The sequence below is a fragment of the Rhizobacter sp. SG703 genome (genome assembly GCF_012275445.1).
Taxonomy (GTDB): Bacteria; Pseudomonadota; Gammaproteobacteria; order Burkholderiales; family Burkholderiaceae_C; genus Rhizobacter.
This window is the reverse complement of the sequence record NZ_JAAZQK010000002.1, coordinates 149,433-167,506: the sequence shown is the minus strand read 5'-3', so window position 1 is coordinate 167,506 and position 18,074 is coordinate 149,433. Positions and strand designations below refer to the sequence as shown.

At 68.7% G+C, this 18,074-nt stretch carries 11 protein-coding genes; 4 read left to right on the top strand and 7 right to left on the bottom strand.

The features are described from left to right. Positions 1–7: 7 nt before the first annotated feature. Together FHT26_RS03720 and FHT26_RS03715 are read left to right on the top strand one after the other, a co-directional pair. Positions 8–1,054 (top strand): polysaccharide deacetylase family protein, encoded by a 1,047-nt coding sequence (locus tag FHT26_RS03720; RefSeq protein WP_168558841.1) that lies wholly within the window; start codon positions 8–10, stop codon positions 1,052–1,054. Continuing rightward, positions 1,051–1,824, top strand: a complete 774-nt coding sequence (locus FHT26_RS03715; protein ID WP_168558840.1) for a tetratricopeptide repeat protein — start codon at positions 1,051–1,053, stop codon at positions 1,822–1,824. The genes FHT26_RS03720 and FHT26_RS03715 overlap by 4 nt, the downstream gene beginning before the upstream one ends. A 68-nt stretch (positions 1,825–1,892) precedes the next feature. On the opposite strand, the gene FHT26_RS03710 is transcribed toward FHT26_RS03715, so the two are convergent. Genes FHT26_RS03710 through FHT26_RS03700 form a run of 3 tightly spaced genes read right to left on the bottom strand, consistent with a single transcriptional unit; the run spans position 1,893 to position 9,638 of the window. After that, positions 1,893–5,861, bottom strand: a complete 3,969-nt coding sequence (locus FHT26_RS03710; protein ID WP_168558839.1) for a beta strand repeat-containing protein — start codon at positions 5,859–5,861, stop codon at positions 1,893–1,895. Between the two features lie 22 nt (positions 5,862–5,883). Then, entirely contained in the window at positions 5,884–7,518 is a 1,635-nt protein-coding gene (locus tag FHT26_RS03705; protein ID WP_168558838.1) for a ShlB/FhaC/HecB family hemolysin secretion/activation protein, read from the bottom strand. An 8-nt stretch (positions 7,519–7,526) separates the two neighbouring features. Then, positions 7,527–9,638: a CHAT domain-containing protein gene (locus FHT26_RS03700; protein WP_168558837.1), complete on the bottom strand. Its 2,112-nt coding sequence runs from the start codon at positions 9,636–9,638 to the stop codon at positions 7,527–7,529. 237 nt (positions 9,639–9,875) lie between these two features. Between FHT26_RS03700 and FHT26_RS03695 the strand changes: the two genes are divergently transcribed. Both FHT26_RS03695 and FHT26_RS03690 read left to right on the top strand, forming a co-directional pair. Next, positions 9,876–10,799: a hypothetical protein gene (locus FHT26_RS03695; protein WP_168558836.1), complete on the top strand. Its 924-nt coding sequence runs from the start codon at positions 9,876–9,878 to the stop codon at positions 10,797–10,799. Positions 10,800–10,984: 185 nt separating this feature from the next. Beyond that, positions 10,985–12,733 carry a hypothetical protein gene (locus FHT26_RS03690; protein ID WP_168558835.1) on the top strand — a complete coding sequence of 583 codons (1,749 nt, stop codon included), beginning with the start codon at positions 10,985–10,987 and terminating at the stop codon, positions 12,731–12,733. Here FHT26_RS03690 and FHT26_RS03685 read toward each other — a convergent pair. The 4 genes from FHT26_RS03685 to FHT26_RS03670 form a co-directional block, all read right to left on the bottom strand. Next, on the bottom strand, positions 12,711–13,703 hold the full coding sequence (locus FHT26_RS03685; protein ID WP_168558834.1) for a leucine-rich repeat domain-containing protein: 993 nt from the start codon (positions 13,701–13,703) through the stop codon (positions 12,711–12,713). The genes FHT26_RS03690 and FHT26_RS03685 overlap by 23 nt on opposite strands. Positions 13,704–13,766: 63 nt before the next feature. After that, on the bottom strand, positions 13,767–15,578 hold the full coding sequence (locus FHT26_RS03680; protein WP_168558833.1) for a hybrid sensor histidine kinase/response regulator: 1,812 nt from the start codon (positions 15,576–15,578) through the stop codon (positions 13,767–13,769). A gap of 8 nt (positions 15,579–15,586) precedes the next feature. Next, a complete protein-coding gene (locus tag FHT26_RS03675) occupies positions 15,587–16,231 on the bottom strand; it encodes a response regulator transcription factor (RefSeq protein WP_056810136.1) in 645 nt (214 codons plus the stop codon). A gap of 182 nt (positions 16,232–16,413) precedes the next feature. Continuing rightward, a complete protein-coding gene (locus tag FHT26_RS03670) occupies positions 16,414–18,018 on the bottom strand; it encodes an inorganic phosphate transporter (protein ID WP_168558832.1) in 1,605 nt (534 codons plus the stop codon). Positions 18,019–18,074 lie beyond the last annotated feature (56 nt).

Genomic DNA, 18,074 nt, shown 5'->3' with positions numbered 1-18,074 from the left:
GCCGTCGATGCAAGCACTTCAGCGCCGCGCGCTGACCCTGGTGGCGAGCGTGGCCTGCGTGCTGGCGCTGGCCGCCTGCCAGACCCCGCCGCGCGGTGATGGCGGCACGGCCACCGTCGCCCCGAGCAGTGCCGACAAGGACGGCGTGCTCGCGCGCAGCGACCGCCTGTTGATCTACGTGCCGCAGGGCGACGACAGCTATGCGTCGATCGCGCAGCGCTTCCTCGGCAGTGCGGCGCGCGACTGGGAGGTGGCCGATGCCAATCCCGGCATGCCGCAGGCGCGCAGCGGCCAGCCGGTGGTCGTGCCGCTGAAGCCGCTGAACCCGATGGGCGTGCGCAGCGGCCAGTACCAGACGATCCCGATCCTCTGCTACCACCGGGTGGGCCAGGGCAGCGGCAAGATGACGGTGTCGGCGTCGGGCTTCGAGCAGCAGCTCGACTGGCTGGCGGCCAACAACTACAAGGTGATTCGCCTGAAGGACCTGATCGGTTTCCTCGAGGGCCGGCAGCCGCTGCCGAAGCGGTCGGTGGTGCTGACCTTCGACGACGGCTATGCGTCGTACTACCGCCATGCCTACCCGCTGCTGAAGAAGCATGGCTTCCCGGCGACGGTGTTCCTGTACACCGATTTCGTCGGTGCCGGCGATGCGCTCACCTGGCCGCAGATGCAGGAGATGACCGCGTCGGGGCTGATCGACATCCAGTCGCACTCGAAGACCCACTCCAACCTGATCGAGCGGGCCGCTGGTGAAAACGATGCCGCCTATGCGAAGCGCATGGATGCCGAGACGAAGGTGCCGCGCGACGTGATCGAGAAGCGCTTGTCGAACGAGGTGCTGACGTATGCCTACCCGTTCGGCGACGTCAACGAGGTGGTGCTGGAGGCGCTGGCGCGCAACCGCTACCGGCTGGCCGGCACCGTGACGCCGGGCGGCAACCCGGCGTGGGCGCAGCCGCTGATGCTGCGCCGGACGATGATCTACGGCAGCCACGACCTGGAGGCCTTCAAGTCCAAGTTGCAGACCGTTCGCAGCTTCACGCCTTCGTCATGACGCACGCTTTCGTTTTTCGATTCACGACGCTGGCCGCTGTCGCGCTGCTGCTGGCCGCCTGTGCGGGCGTGCCCACCGGGAACCCGGGGGGCACGCCCGATGCGGGTACCGGCGCACGCTCTGACCCGGTGTCCGAGTTCGAGGCGCGCCAGCGCGACCAGGCGGTGGCGCTGGAGCGCCAGGGCCAGTGGGGCGAGGCGGTGCAGGCCTGGGAGGTGCTTGCGACGCTGCGGCCTGCGCAGTACCGCGAGCGCCTGGCCGACGCGCGGCACCGTGCCGACCTGCTGGCGACCGAGCGGCTGCAGCGGGGGCGGGCCGAGCTGAAGAAGGGCGACCTCGATTCGGCGGAGCAATCGTTCCTGGGCGTGCTGGCCTTGCAGCCGGAGCAGGCCGAGGCGGCGGATGGGTTGCGCGGCATCGAGCGCGCGCGCAACAAGCGCGACTACCTGGGCCAGCCGTCGCGGCTGACGTTGACGCGCAAGCCGGGTGCGCGGATCGCGCCGAGCGAGCAGTCGATCGAGCTGGAGCATGCGGTGATGCTGGCCGGCCAGGGCGAATACGACGAGGCGATCGGCATGCTGCAGAAGCGGGTCGACGCGTCGCCGCGCGATGCTGCGGCGCGCCGTGCGCTGGCTGACACGCTGCTGAAGAAGGCGCAGGCGCTGCAGGCGAGCGACCCGAAGGCGGCGCGGGAAGCGTTGCAGCGGTGCCTGAAGCTGGAGCCGAAGAATGCTGCTGCTCTGGCGCTGCTGAAGAAAGTGCCTGTGTGAGTTCTTTCTGAGCGGCAAAGGCGCGTGCGGGGAGGCTGTGGTGGGACCCGCCGCGACGCACGAAAGAATCAGAACGCCGAACAAGACCCTCCGTCGCTGACGTCCAGGCACCCCGACAACTGCGGCTGGTTCCGCACCTTCCCCCATTCGGCCGCCAGCGGATCCGCCTGCTTGTCATCCGCCGACAACCCGCGAATCAGTGAAGCTGCCGTGCAGATGTAGGGCTGCGCCAGGTTCCGCCCATACACGCCCGACTCGAACTGCGACTGGAAGCGCGACTGCAGCGCCTCGCGCGTCACGCCGAGGATGTCCAGGTTGCCGATCGGCACTGCTGCCGCGCCAAGCACCAGGTTCGCGCCCTGGAACGTGATCGCGTAGCCGGTCGGCGACGCCAGCGAGCCCTGCGTGATCGCGTAGCTGCCCTCGGGGCTGGTCGGCGTCGCCGTCGTCGCGAGCGTGCCGGTCAACGCGGTCGCCGCGGTGTCGCCATTGACCAGGCCGGTCACCGTGTACGTCAACGGCGGGATCGCACCGCCCGGCCCGTTGGCCGCCGTCGCCGTCACGGTGAGCGTCGGCTGCGTCGGCGACAGCACCTGCCGGCCGGTCTGCGGCAATGCAATGCCCGACACCGAACACGTCCCGGTGTCGCCGAACGCGCAGCCGTAGTAGCGGATCGCGCCGGAGTCGGCCGCCAGGCCGGTCACCGTCGGGGCCCACACGCTCCAGCGCGCGCCGGCCGACAGCGTCGCACCGGTGCCGAAGACCACCTGCGTCGGCGACACGAGGTCGAGCCGGCCGATCTCGTTGTCCATCGAGATCGAACGGTTCAGCGTGATGGTGCCGGCCGCCTGCAGCAGCGCCGCCGCACCGCCCTGGCTGTCGGCGATCGCGAGCGTCGAGAAGCCACCGGCGGCATCGAACGATGCCGCGCTCGCTGCATCGACCACCAGGTTGCCGCCGGTCACCAGCGACAACGAACCGGGCGGATCGAAGGCCAGCGTGCCGATCTGGTTCTGCGCGTTCGTCAGCGTCACGTTGTTGCCGCCGCTGCCCTGGATCACCAGCGTCTGCACGGCGATCGCACCGGTCTGCGTGACGGTGCCGCTGCTCATCAGCCCGAGCGTGCCGATCGTGTTCTGCCCGCCCAGCACGATGCCGGCCGCGGCGTTGCCCTGGTTCTGCAGCGTCAGCGAAACGCTCTCGTGGTTCGCCAGCACGCCGCCATCCAGCGTGATCAGTCCGACGTGGCCGGCCGAGCCGACGACGATGCCCTTGGCCGCCGTCACGCCGCCATCGACGTCGCCGGCCGGCTGCAGCCAGGTCGGGTCGACACGAAACTCGTTGCCCGGGATCCCGCCGGCGTTGGCGGCGCCGATGCGGATCGCGATGCCGGTCTGCTCGGTCAGCCCGCCGTTCGCATCGACCCCTAGCGGCCGGAAGTTCACAGACCCGGTCGTGCGCACGAACGGGTTGAACGAGGCGCCGAGGTCGAGCGCGGTGCCGCCGGCGCTTTCGCCGCCGATCACCACGTTGGCGCCGGTCGGAAGCGGCGTGGCGCTGCTCGGGCCGCTGTCGATGTGCAGGCCGCCGCTGTCGCCGACGTTGTACTGGACGCCGATGCCGCCGCTCGCATTCGCCGCCTGGCCGGCCAGCGTGATCGTGCCGGTCGAGCCGGCAGCGCCGGCGATCGACAGCGTGCTGTAGCGCAGCCCGACCGCCGGGTTGATCGCGGTCGGCGTGAAGCCGGCATCGTCGGCACGTCCGGCCAGCCGTACCGAGCCCGTGCCGGCCGAGATGTCCAGCGAGCCGATGTCCAGCCCGATCGTCGGCTCGCCTGCAGTCGAGATCCGGGTCGCGATGCCGCGCAGGTCGACCGTGCCGGCCGCGGTGGTCAGCGTGGCGCCGCTGATCTGCACGCCCGAGCCGGCACCCGCGGTGCCGAGCACGGTGATGTCGTTCGCGGCGATGTCGGTGCCGAACATCGCGACACCGGATTCGAACGTGCCCGGGCCGCCGGCGCCGCGGAGGGTCACGTTGCCGGCACCGGTCGTGCCGCGCGTGTCGATGCTGCTGTTGTTGATGTCGACGCCGGCGATCTGCCCGTTGCCGTGTGCGAACCCGGTGCCCGGCGCCCCGCCGCCGCTCAACAGCAGGTTGCCGCCACCGGTCGCGATCGCCGCGCCGTTGAGGCTGATGTTGCCGCCGCCGTTGCCGTCCAGGTCGCTCAGCAGGTTGACGTCCAGCGGGCCGGCGCCCTTCACGGCGATCGAGCTGCCGGTGCCGATCGCGATGCTGTCGTGCGCCCGCAGCGTCAGGACGGTCGCGACGGTGCCCGCGCTGCGCACGATGGCGGTGTTGTCGGCCAGCGTGATGGTGCCGGCCGCGCTGCCGTTGTTGCCGGAGCCGGTCGAGACTTCCACGCTGGTGCCGCTGTCGAGTGCGGCCGAGAGGTTGTCCGCGCGGATGTTGGCGCCCGGACCCGTCGGGGTGAACAAGCCGTCGGTGGTGGTGGCTCCGCTGGTCGAGATCGTCACGTCGAACGGGTCCAGCACCCAGGTGCCGGCCTGGCCGCCCGCCGCACGCGGGCCCGCGTCGACCGTGCCGCGGCCGATCAGCGTGCCCGAGGTGCTGTCGGCCAGGCTGGCCGTCATCGCGAGGCCCGAGGTCTCGATGCTGCCGCCGTTGCCGCCATTGACGCCGCCGCGCGCATGCAGCGTGCCGTACATCTCGAGCACGCCGAATTCGACGCGCGGCAGGCCGGTCGGCGAGGCCGACACCATGCGGTTCAGCATCGCCTGCATCGCGATCGATCCGCCATCGCCGGAGCCGGTGGCATCGGCGCTGACGACGGCGTTGCTGGCGATCACCAGCGAGCCGGTGTCGGTGTCGCCCATCGCGATGCTGCCGCCGCCGGTCGCGCCATCGGCGGCCACCGAGACCTTGCCCGTGTTGTCCAGCGCGATGTCGCGCCCGCCCAGCGTGATGCGCCCGCCCCGGCCGACCGTGCTGCTGGCGCCGAGCACCGCATCGCCGCTCAGGACCAGTTTCGACGCCGCATCGCTGCCGGCATCGATGTCGATGGTGCCGCCCGCGCCGGTCGTGCTGTCGGTGCTGACCACGCCCTGGATCGTGATCGTCTCGCTGCGCGTGCCGCCTTCTTCGGCGGCCGCGCCGATGCGGATCGCACCGCCGCTGGCCAGCGTCTGCGAGCCGGTGCCCAGCAGCACGCCGCTGCTGCGCTGGGCCGGCGTGTCGACCGCGATCTCGATGAAACCGCTGGTGGTGACCGGCGCCAGCGTCGCGGCCCCGCTCGAGGTCAGCGTGATCGAGCCGCGCGGCGCACTGATGGTGCCCGACTGCTCGACGCCGTCGCGCCCGATCAGCAGGATCGAGCCACCGTCGCCGGCCTGGATCTGCGGCACCAGCGGGTTCACGGCCTCGAGCACCTGCACGCTGCGCCCGCCGGCCGGCGCCACGGTGGTCTCGAAGTCGATGCCGCCGCTGCCGTTGACGAAGCCGGCGTAGTTGTTGGCCGTCATGCTGGCAGACAGGTCGAGCGTGGTCGCGACCAGCGAGCCGACGTTCACCTGCGCGTTCGATCCGAACACGATGCCGGTCGGGTTGACGAGGAAGACCCGGCCGTTGGCGCTGATGCCGCCGTAGATCTCGCTGGCCGGGATGCCGTTGGCATTGCCGGTCACGCGGTTGATCAGGATGCTCTGCGAGTTCGGCTGCGTGAAGGTGACTTTCGCGCTGCTGCCGACGCTGAAGCTCTCCCACTCGACCAGCGCGCGGTTGGCGGCGCTGGCGTTCTGCGTGACCGCGAGCGTCGGGTTCGCGCCGCCGGTGGCGGTGCCGACGGTGGCGTTGATCTGCGCGCCACCGGGCCTGACGACCGGCAGCTGCGTGACCGGCGGCGCGGCGATGGCGGTGCCGCCGAGCGCGAGGGCCGCGGCCAGCGCGACCGGCAGCAGGCGCGGCTGGAACGCATGGGATGACCCCAGGGACGACACGAGAGAGCGATTGCGGGTTGCCATGGCGGGATCCTCGGTGGCGTACTCAAAAGCCGTGCTGCAGCTCGACCAGGAAGCGGGTGCGCTTGTCGTCGGCTTCGGAGGTGACGGGCTCGTCGCCGCGCCGCGCGACTGCGGCCTTCAGCGTGAAGAGCTCGGCGTTGGTGTACTGCACGCCCAGGCCCGAGCCGTGCAGGTTCAGCGTGTTCGGCCGGCCGTCGGCATCCGGGCGCTTGAAGCGCTTGCCGTGGCCGGCGTCGTGGAACACGAAAGTCGTCCACTGCGGGTCGATCCACAGCCGCAGCTCGGCGTTCAGCACCGCGGCCTCGTCCGACGAGCCTTCGGCCGACGGGTAGGCGCGCACGCCGCGCGCGCCGCCGAGCGTCATCTTCTCGGCGTTGTCGAGGTTCTTGCTGGCGAACTGGCCGACCAGGCCGACGAACAGCGAGACGCGCGGCACGATGGCCTGCAAGCGGTTGACCTGCACGCCGAGCTTGCGGAAGCTGCCCTGCGTCGCGCGGTCGCCGAGGCCGCTGTCGTAATCGCGGTAATACGCGCTCTCGATGTCGAGCTTGCCGAACTGCAGCGAGAGGTTGCCGCCGGTGAAGCCGCCGCCGGCAAAGGCGTCGCGGTTCTCGAACGACAGGCCGAACTCGCCGCCGCGGATCTTCTTCTCGGTGGTGTCGCCGAACTCGTCGACCAGCTTCTTGCTCGTGACCGCAAAGCGGCCGACCAGGTTGCGGTCGCGGGTGCGGATGAAGGGGTACGACAGCGACACGTCGGCGACGTTGGCCGAGCCGACCGCGCCGGCACCGGCGAAGTCCTGGCCGAGTTCGTACTCGACGCGCGAGATGCCGGCGCCGAGCCGCCACGCGCTCGCGCCGAGCGGGACCTCGTAGCCGAGCCGGCCGACCAGCGTGCCCTTGCCGCTGGAGACCGACGCGCGCAGGTCGAGGTTGTCACCCGAGCCGGTCGGGTTGTTCCAGCGCAGCAGCGCGCCGGCGCGGTACCTGCCGCTGACCTCGGAGCCGTAGTTGTCGGCATCGACGCTTGCATCCCAGCCGCGGCGCGCCTCGGTCTGCACCGCGATCGTGTAGCGGCCTTCGTCGCCGGTCGGCAGCAGCGTCGACTTGGCGCCGACGCCGGGCCAGTCGTTCAGCGTGTACATCGCGCGGTCGAGCGCCAGCACGTCGAGCGGCTCGTCCTTCGCGATGCCGTTGCGTGCCAGCACCGCGCTGATCTTCTGCGGCGAGATCGGCGGCTTGTCGGGGCTCTCGACCGTCACGCGGGCGATGCGCGGCTCGACGATCGCGATCTGCAGCACGCCCTGCGCCAGGTCCTGCGTCGGGAAGCCGACACCGACCAGGCCGTAGCCGCGCTCCTCGTAGAAACGGCGCAGCGCGACCGCGACCACCGCCAGGTCGGTGGCGGCGATCTCGCGGTTCAACCAGGGCTGGACGACCTGCTGCAGCTCGGCCTCGGGCACCGCCCTGGTGGGCGTGAAGCGCACCGAGCTGATCGTGAACCTGACGACGGGCTTCGCGGCGGCGCGCGGCGCAGAGGCGGCGTCGGCCGGCTGCGGCGCATTGCGCAGCGCCGGGGCTCCGGCCTGGCCGTGCGCCACCAGCGGGAAGGCCAGGGCCAGCGCCATCGGCAGCGAGCGAAGGGGAAGTTGGGTCATGCTGCTTCTCATCGCGCGGCCACCGCATTGAAGACCTGCAGGCGGCCGTTGCCGATCACGTTGAACGGGGCCCAGAAGAACGGGTGCGCGAAGCGGCGGTTCTTCTGCACCTCCAGCTCGGCCTGCTGCATTGCGCCCATCAGGTCGCGGCCGCCTGCCAGTTCGCGGTACAGCCGCGTCATCAGCAGGTCGGTGGATTCGTCGGCCACCGGCCACAGCGACGCGACGATGCTGTTCGCGCCGGCCGACAGGATCGAGTGCGTGAAGCCGACGATCTCGTCGCCGCGCGCGACCTTGCCGAGCCCGCTCTCGCAGGCCGACAGCGTCATCAGCCGCACGCCGTCGAGCTTCAGGTTGTAGATGTCGCGCGCTTCCAGCAGCCCGGGCTCGCTCGGCGTGGACGCCAGCAGCACGCGCGAGAACAGCGGGTCGACCTCGTCGAGCTCGGCGTGCGCGGCGATGTGCACGACGCTGGCCGACGCGGCGCCTTCCTTGAAGCGCTGCTTGGTGGCCTCTTGCTGCACGAAGACCTCGCTGCGGCCGAACTGCCGGGCCACCTTCTGCACCTCGCGTTCGGCGCCCGGCAGCGGCGGCACGTCGCGGTCGGTGGCCGGGTTGCCGAAGCCGAGCAGCGACGAGGCCTGCGCATTGCCGCGTGCCAGCAGCTTCGAGCCGACCGCCGCCGACGGCCACACCGCCAGCGCGCTGCGCTCGACCAGGAAGCCGCGGCCGTCGTGCAGCGCCTGGAATGGCAGGTAGTGCAGCGGGCCGTGCGGCACGACGAACAGGCGGCGGGTGCTTTTGTCGTCCGTCTGGCCGAGGTCGACGCCCGACAGCAGCGACTTGTAGAGCTGTTGTGCGAGCGCAGTGGTGTCGCGGCGGCGTTCGATGACGCTGCTGCGGAAGCCGTCGACCTGCTTCGCAAGCGAGGCCTGGCCTTGCGGGATCACCGCGGCCGACAGCCCGCTGCGGGTGACCAGCCAGACGATGCTGCGGTCGGCGAGCACGTGAAACTGCAGCACTGCATCGCCGGCACCGAGCGAGCGCTGCAGTTCGGCCAGCGACACCCGTTCCTGCGCCAGCGTGTCGCTCGCCCGGTCGCGGATCGAGTCGAGCAGCTGGCGCGAGCGCGAGGCTTCGGACAGCGTCCACGCCGCTTCGTAGTTGCGCGCGTCCAGGCTCAGGTTCAGCGCGGCGTCGAACACCTGCTGGATGTCGCCGAACAGGCCGGTCTTGAATTCTTCGCTGGTGAATTTGCTGCGCAGCCGTTCGGCCTGCTGCACGGTGTCGAGGTAGGACGTGAGCGCGGCCGCCTTGTCGCCGCGCGCGACCTCGACGCGCGCGATGCCTTCGGAGGCCCACAGCCGGTGGTAGGCGGCGTCGCCGGTGCCGGGGTCGGCGAGCACCTGCTTGAACAGCAGCAGCGCCTCGTTCGGCTGCGCGCTGCCGAGCAGCGCGTTGGCGCGGCTGCGCTTGTAGAACGGGCCGAGCTTGTCGGCCTCGCGCACCGGCACCTGGTCGAGCTGCTTCAGCGCCTCGGGCGCGCGGCCGGCGGCGGTGTAGGCGTTGGCGAGCGACACCTGCACCAGCGGGCGGAAGCGGTCGCTCGCGAGCGCGATGCTGCGGCCGTAGTAGCCGGCCGCGTCGCCGTAGCGGGCGCGGCGCACCGCGATGTCGCCGAGCACCTTCAGCGACGGCGCGTGGGCCTGCTGCGGATTCTTCGGCGTCAGCGCGAGCGAGCCGTTGGCGAAGCGCTCGGCCTCGTCGAGCAGGCCGGCGTAGTTGTAGGCGATCGCCAGGTCGCGCTGCGCCAGCGACTTCAAGTCGTCGTTGTCGTCGGCCTGGCCGAGGTGCAGCGCCTTGCTGGCGGCGCGGATGCTCTGGCGGAACTCGCCCTGTTCGGCGAGCGCGATCGAGCGGCCGCAGTAGCCGTAGCCGTCGAGCTTGACGACGTCGCGTTCGTAGAGCGCCTTGCCTTCGGCGCTGACGGAGAACAGGCTTTCGGCGTCGCGCTGGCGCGCGAGCGCGTCGCGGGCTTGCGTGTTGGCGGGGGCGAGGCCGTCGGCCGTGGCGGCCGACTGGGCCTGGGCCGCGGTGGCCAGCAGCAGGGCGCACGCCATCGCCACGCAGCCCGCACGAACTGAAGGAATCAACACAACCTATGCCTTTCGGTGCATGCCGGCCCGCGCATGCCGCGGGCCGCGCGTGAGCGCAATCGCGAGGCGATGCTAGGAGGCAGGGGGGCGGCCACAAAGTGACCAAGGTGAGTCGGTGGGTGTTCTAGGGGGGCGCGTGGCGCGTGAACTTTCCGACGCTCGCTGTTACAGAGGTGGCTGTTCAATGACGGGAAGTCTGCTTTGAAGAAGAACAGCGATCGCATTGGTGGAGGTAAAGGCCCGCACTCAGGCCATGTGGCCGGATCACTCAGCAGGAAGCTTGAAGAGATCACGAGGCCGCCCAAGGTGAGAAAGAAGGTCAAGAAGGTGAAGTTGATGGCCGGTATCGGCCTCAAGCGGGCAGCGCTTCACCCGGAGGACGCCGGCGAAGCGCCTGGGCTCAGGCCCGGAAAGAAGGCCAGGCCCGAGCAGAAATCCGGGCCCATGAAGAAGGTCGGGTTCGCACCGGACGAACACCTCGTCTCGTTTGCTCCGCCGCCACGTCTGTCGCAGGCGCTGGCTCAACCTTCTGCGTTGGAGCAGGAAGCCTTGCAGCTCTTGAGCGACGCCTGTGCGCGGACTGAAGCGATCGGCAAGCTGCCATTGAAGTCGGCGCGAGCCAGGGCCTTGTCGGCGCTGATATCGAATGTCTCCGGCCGCGTGCTGGCGGTTGCCGGGAGATGCCATGGGTTGGATTGGGCAGGGACTTCGCGCAGGCTGGCGCTGATTGCCCTGTTCCGTGGCGTGCTGACCAAGGCTGCTCTGCGCGGTGAGGCCGATGTGGTGAAGGACGAACTCGGCCTGATCGCGGATCACATGGCCGACCCGGGCATGCTGCGGGAGTACTGGCAGGTCGAGACCCTTGAGATCGTCGTCACCAATGTCCTCGCCAGTACCTACCTGCTCAGCGAGCGCAAGTTCGACGTGGCCGCCGAGCGGGCTTACGTTGCGCTGGACTCGCTCTGCGAAGGGATGGGATCGTCGGTCGCCGTGGGAAATGCCCTGGAGGCGTTGATCGACCAGTGGGCCATGCTCGGTGGTGACCTGAATCGGCTCTCGGCGGAATTCCGGCCACTGATCGCCGAGGTCGCTCACCAGATCGCCAAGCTGTCACAGCGCGATTGACACGGCGTTGAAGCGCGGCGGTGAAGACGTCTCAGACCGTTGGTCACCGCCCGCCACGTTTCGCCGGTATTCGTGCGTGGACACGACCTGACGAACCGACTTGCCATGGAACTGCAACCGATGCCGCGCCACTGATGCGACCTGGGGAATGTCTCCCCGGGACGCCGTCATTGTTGGAGCAGTCTATGAAGGCACCCTCTTCCAGGGATCGTGGGATCGTTTTTCAGGATCGTGGAACCGTTCCACTGCAGGCGCCGCACGAGGATGGCGTCCGCAAGAAAAAGGTGTCGACGACGCCGATTCAGCTCAGGAGCGACATGTATGAGCAACGAGTTCACGCCAAGCGCGCGTCTCTGCCCGAACCATGGAACGGGCAGGAGCCTGGCTCGAGCATCCTGCGCAAGCCCGGCTCCGCGCGCAAGCAAGGACAGCAAGTGAGCTTTGACGAAGAAGTGAAGCTGGCGACGTTCGAGCGTCATTCACCGTCGGCCAAGAGAGTGCTGAGGTTCTTCGAGCAAAGTGACGACGCTCGTCCCGACGTCGAATTCATTGTTCCCGGTCAGGAGGCACAGATCCTGGAGGACTTGCTGGAGACGGTCGAGCACACGATGGCGAATGCGGTCACCCCTTCGCGACCGGCCCGGTTGCGAAAAGCAGTGAATATGCTCAGGAACGAGCTCGTACGACATGCGGAATCAAGCGGAAACAAGGAATTTGCCTCGCATTGCCGCGCGCTGCTGAAAACTCATCAGCGCGACCTGGATGCCATCTTCGCACCGGACGACGAGCATCGCGAGGAGACCACCAAGCCGTCGCATGACATTGCCCGTCTCGGGGAGGTCATCACGAGCCTGCGTCGAATCAAGCAGGGCATGACCGTCCAGGACATGAAGCAGGCCCTCTCTGATGTGAAGAACGAGGGCAGCGGTTTGCGCTATGTCGAGCAGCAGTTGGACATGGCATTGAAGAAGCTGATGCAGGAAGCGTCCACTTCAGAAATCGAGTCCCCCTATGACACCGTGAACGATCTCTGGCAGTCGTGGACCGGCGCCTGTCATGAGGGCGAGGTGCGCGGGCACTTCGTGCGCCAGTGGTGGATGCATTCGGGCGCCTTGCGGGAGGACAGCACTCCCTTCAATGAGGCACTCGGTCAGCTCAGTGATTCGAATCAGTTCGAGCGTAGTCAGGTGAGGCAGGGGCTGCTGCAGTTGCTCGATGCCCCGATGAAAGAAGAGAAAGACCGCATCGAGCTGTTGGAGGACTTTTGCGACATCGGGCAATCCGATAGGTCGTTGGAGAAGACCCTGCAGGGGCTGCGTTCGGATGACGAGAACGCCGTCAACAAGACACTGGACGAGATCGCACCCCGGATTGCGGCACATGAATACGAGCAACAGGCCGTTCAGCCGACACGCTCGATGATCCTTGCCGCAAGGGCGGACCTCCAGGAGGCTGTGAAAAAGCTGCCGTTGAAGCAGGCTTCTATCGAGGAGAGGCGGGAGTTGCTGGAACCCCTGGCGGTGCGGTTTCGCGATGCCGTCATTGATGCGATGGAAATTGCGGACCCGGACTGCCGGCGTCAGGTGGCAACCAGCTTCTTCGGCTCCATGGTCCGTCTTGCGGACGCTGTCGACGCGGGCAGCGCCACCAGCCTCCGGGAGGAATTGAAGACTCTGAAAACGGACCTCGATCAGATCGCCTTTCGCAAGCCCTTCACCAGGGCGGCAATAGGGCGCGCGCTCAACGGAATGCTCCATATGGTCGGCGAAGACCAGGAAACGGCAGGGAGAGTCGTCATCTGGCTGTCCATCGAGGTCACGGACGAACTCGAATCGGCATTCCGGAAGTTGATGCGTGTGGTCGACACCCATGACGAGCCTGTCGCCTTTGGACGGTTGACGGATGTGATATTCAATCAGCAGACCCAGGATTGACCTGCTCGGAGGTACCTGCCCATGCGCGCAGATTTCTCAAGGTCCCGAGTCCTTCGGCATCGAGAGGAATACGCCGCAGGATTTCTGCGCAGAGATCCAGGGGCAGGTGCCGCTCGGCAGCCAGGCATTTCGACAGGCCACCCGCGGCCGCGGAGCGACCGCGGTTCGCCGACAGGACCCTGTCAAGCCGTGCGCGCTGCGACGCGGGCATGGGAATTCCCTTCAGTTCGATGGCCCACAGTCCACTCTCGGCCACGCTGTCTGCCAATCGCTCCACGTCGCATTCATCGATGCTGCAGCCCGACAGATCGATCGCGGCGAGCGAGCCGACAGCACGGCGCAGCGCAGCCGACAACGCGGATACTGCCTCCGTCGGAATACTCAGCCCCCGCAGCCGGATCATGTCCAGGCCGGTGTTTTCAGGCAGCGCGTTGAAGATCGTGCACAGGGCCGCCCCGTCGAGGCCGGACCATGAGAGATCAAGCCACCGCAGGCCGCGGTTGGCGTTCACGAGTGCTGCAAGAGATCCGCCAGATGCAGCTGCGTTGGCGCAACCGAGCGTCAGCGACCGCAGCGTGGCATGGCTGCGCAGCGCAGCGGCCAGGAGATCGACTGCTGTCGAGTCGAGGCCACAGTTGAACAGGTTCAGTTCGGCAAGCGACGTGTTCGTCAGCAATGCCTTGGCAATCCGCCGGACCTTGTCCTCGTCGAGCTGCGTTGCGCCGAAGTTCAGGCTCTGAACGTGATGGGTCGTCAGGTCTCCGATGGCCTGCGCGAGTTCGTCCGAGGTCAGCGTTCGGCGCGAGAAATCGAGGCGAACCAGACCGTGGCGTTGGACTTCGCTCGTGGCTGCGCTCCTGGCATCGGCGCGGCGCCGGCGACTGCCCATCCCGCCGAGCTTGGTCTTGAGCGGCTCGCTGACGATTTGCCTCCGATGGCCAGTCGCAACGGCGGTGAGCTTCGTTTCCATGGCGGGCTCCAGTGTGGTCGAGGCTTGCCTGAGTGGCCTTGCGTCGCCGTTTGGTTCAGTTTGTCAAGGCACCGCCCTCAACACCGCATACAACTCCCTTGTCCGCACCGGCTTGAACAACACCTGGTGCCCGCTGTCGTGCACCCGCTTCACCTGCTCCGGCGACGTATCGCCGGTGATCAGCAGCGCCGGCAGCGGCGCGCCGTAGAACTCGCGCACCCGCTCGATCGCCGCGATGCCGTCCTCGTCGTTCGCGAGCCGCAGGTCCGACACCACGACGTCGATCACGCCGGCGTGGCGGCGCACCTCGGTGCAGGCTTCGAGGATGGTGCCGGCCGTCAGCACGTGGTAGCCCCAGGTCTGCAGCAGCTCGCGCATGCCCTCGCGGATGATCTCCTCGTCGTCGATCAGCAGCACCGTGCGGTTCGCATCCACCTCGGCCGGCACGGTGTCGGCGGCGATCACCATGTTGTCCATCTCGACCAGCTCGGTCTGCTTGATCAGGATGCGGAACACCGTTCCGCGGCCCGGCGTCGATGCTACCTCCAGCCGGTGTCCCATCAGCACCACCAGCCGCTTGACGATGGCCAGTCCCATGCCCAGCCCGCGCGTGCGGTCGCGCCCCGGGTTGCCGACCTGGTAGAACTCGTCGAAGACCTTCGGCAGCTCGTCCTCGGCCATGCCGATGCCGGTGTCCCACACCTCGATGCTCACGTGCTGCCGCCGGTTGCGTGCCACCACCACCAGGCCGCCTTCGTTCGTGTAGCGGATCGCGTTGTGGATCAGGTTGCTCAGCACCCGCTCCAGCAGGTGCGGGTCGCTGGTGACGATCTTGCCGCCCGGCTTGAAGCGCAGCGACAAGCCGAGCTCCTCGGCCTGCCCGCTGCAGTGCATGTGCAGTACCCGGAACAGGTCGCGGATCGGGAACGACTGCAGGTTCGGCTCGATCACGCCGGCGTCCAGCTTCGAGATGTCGAGCATCGACGTGAAGCTCTGCTCCAGCGCGTCGATCGAGCGGATCATGTTCGTCACCATCGGCTGCAGAGGCGAGCTGCCGAGCTGCTTCTGCAGCGTCGCGGCGAACAGGCCGAGCGCATGCATCGGCTGTCGCAGGTCGTGGCTGGCCGACGCCAGGAAGCGGCTCTTCTCGCGGTTCGCCCGCTCCACCAGGAACACCTGCTGGCGCAGCGCGCGCACCAGCGCGTCGTTGTCGAGCTTGGTCTGCAGTTCGCGCATCAGCAGCCGGTGGCGCGACAGCGCGAACACGCCGATCACCAGGCCCGACACCGCCACCAGCGAGCCGAGCGTCAGCGACAGCGGCAGCCCCTCGTGCAGCAGAACCGCGACCAGCGGGAGCAGCACCGGCAGCAGCCAGCAGTAGATGGCCGGCCGGTACGGCGTCGCGAGGTGCGCGCCGGCGGCGGCCACCGCGAGCAGCACGCCGACCAGCCACGAGGTCGCCGTCCAGTTGGTGCTCGGCAGCAGCCACCAGGCGGCAGCGCCCCACACGGTGGACGACAGCGCCAGCACGACCAGGTAGCGCCGCAACCACTGCTGCGGCTCGGCGAGCGCGGCGCGGCCCTGGCGCCGGAATCGCCAGGCCAGCAGCAGCTGCAACCCCTGCACGCTGTGCATCGCAGCCGACCACCACAGCACGCGGGGCTCGTCGGTCAGCAGCGCGAACACGCCCCAGCCGAGCAGCGCGACCGCGAATGCCCCCGCGATCGACCGGTAGGCCTGCCGGAACAAGCGCTCCACCTGCGACGCGGCGGTGCGCTCGCGGCGGCGTTCCTGGCCTTCGTCGTGCGCGTCGTGGGCGGCCGAAGGCGCGATGCGGAACACCACGGGCGGCCGCGTGTTCACCGGACTGTTCAACGGAACACTCAGCGGAACAGGCTGATCAGGTGCGAGCGCGACTTGACGTCGAGCGCGAGCAGGATCGTCGACACGTAGTTCTTGATGGTGCCGAGCGACAGGCCGGTGGCGGTGCTGATCTCCTGGTTGGAGCAGCCGGACAGCACCAGTTCGAGGATCTCGAGATGGCGCGGGCCGAGTTCGGCGACGCGGTCGTAGCTGGACGAGCTCGGGAAGCGCGGGAAGCGCCCGCTGGCGCCGTGGTGGGCGCCATGGCCGTTGGCGCCGCCGGGCGCGGCCGACAGCAGCGAGAGCACGATGTCGCACATCGAGCCCGGCGCCTGGCCCTTGGTGACGTAGCCGACGGCGCCGAGCGCGCGCACCTGGCCGATCACGAATTCATCCTGCGTGCCGCTGATGACGGCAACGCGCGCCTGCGGAAAGGTTTCGAGGAACTGCTTCAGGCCCTGCAGCCCCTTGCAGTCGGGCATGTTCAGGTCGAGCAGCACCAGCGTGGTGTCGGGGTGGGCACGGTAGGCCTCGATCGCGTCGTGCAGCGTGCTCGCCTCGATCAGCTCGAGCGGCGTGCCCTCGATGGCCGACAGGCTGGTGACGATGCCGACGCGCAGCAGCGCGTGGTCGTCGACGATCAGGACCTTCGGGTGGGCGGACACGGCAGCGGCCGTGGATTCGGCGCCAGTGTGCAGAACAGGATTCATCGCAGGGGAGGCCTCATCGACGCTCAAGCAAGCGCGCATCGTATGCGCTGAGCGCGCAGGAGGCAAACCACCCATTCGGGCGAAACGCGGGACCCCACACGCCCGAACGGGGGTGTGTCGTCCACGCGCGCGCCCCGTCAGAACAGGTGCGTGAACAGCCAGTACAGCGACCCCGACAGCAGGATCGCCGCCGGCAGCGTCAGCACCCACGCCATCAGCAGGTTGCGGATGGTCGACATCTGCAACCCCGAGCGGTTGGCGGCCATCGTGCCGGCCACGCCGGACGACAGCACGTGCGTGGTCGAGACCGGCAGGCCGTAGACGTCGGCCGCCCCGATCGTCATCATCGCGACCAGCTCGGCCGACGCCCCTTGCGCATAGGTCAGATGGGTCTTGCCGATCTTCTCGCCGACGGTGACCACGATGCGCTTCCAGCCGACCATCGTGCCCAGCCCCAGCGCGATCGCGACGGCCACCTTCACCCACAGCGGGATGAACTTCGTCGCGTCGTCGATCTGCTTCTTGAAGGCCTTCAGGTTGGCGCGCGCATCGGCATCGATGCCGGTGCCGTCGGCCTTGTCGAGGAAGCGGATCGCCTCCGAAGCGAGATACATGTCGTTACGCACGTTCGCGACCGCGTCGACCGGCACGCGGGCCAGCGAGCCGTGCTGCTTCACCTGCTGGCCGATGCGGCCGGCCATCGCGGCGAGCGCCGGCACCACGTCGGGGGTCAGTGCCTTGGTGCGCACGTAGTCGGACAGCGTCTTGCGCGGGTCGGCCGATGCCGCGGCGGGGGCGCCGCGCTGCAGCGAGGTCTGCGTGGCCTGTGCCATCGCGGCGAACTGCGTCACCTGGTCGACCGGCATCGCGCGGTTCAGCGCGTAGGCCATCGGCACCGTGCCGACCAGGATCAGCATGATCAGCCCCATGCCTTTCTGGCCGTCGTTCGAGCCGTGCGCGAACGACACGCCGGTGCAGGTCAGCACCAGCAGGCCGCGGATCCACCACGGCGGCGGTTGGTTGCCTTTCGGCTCTTCGTAGAGCGCCCGGTTTTTCACGAAGGCGCGCAGCGCGACCAGCAGCAGCGCCGCGCAGCCGAAGCCGACCAGCGGCGACAGCAGCAGCGAGTAGCCGACCTTGGTGGCCTGCGCCCAGTCGACGCCGCTGGTGCCGTCGCGGCCGTGCATCAGCGCGTTCGCGATGCCGACGCCGATGATCGAGCCGATCAGCGTGTGCGACGACGAGGCCGGCAGCCCGAGCCACCAGGTGCCGAGGTTCCAGACGATGGCGGCGATCAGCAGCGCGAACACCATCGCGAAGCCGGCGCCCGAGCCGACCTGCAGGATCAGCTCGACCGGCAGCAGCGAGATGATGCCGAAGGCCACCGCGCCGCTGGACACCAGCACGCCGAGGAAGTTGAAGAAGCCCGACCAGACGACGGCGATGTTCGGCGGCATCGAATGGGTGTAGATCACGGTCGCGACCGCGTTCGCGGTGTCGTGGAAGCCGTTGACGAACTCGAAGCCGAGCGCGATCAGCAGCGCCACGCCCAGCAGCAGGAACGGCACCCAGGTGGTGGCGGGCGTGCCGGCCTCGCTGATGTCGCCAACGAGGCTGTAGCCGGTGAACAGCAGCCCGGCGGCGAGCAGGCCGACGAACAGGATCGCCGTCAGCGGTCCGGGCTTGCTGTCCAGCTTGGGGCGCGACGAGGGCGGCAGGGTTCCGGCGGTGGTCGTGTTCATGGCCGGATCGTCGGACGGTGTCGTGACGGCCGGATGACAGCCGGCTGTCACGATCC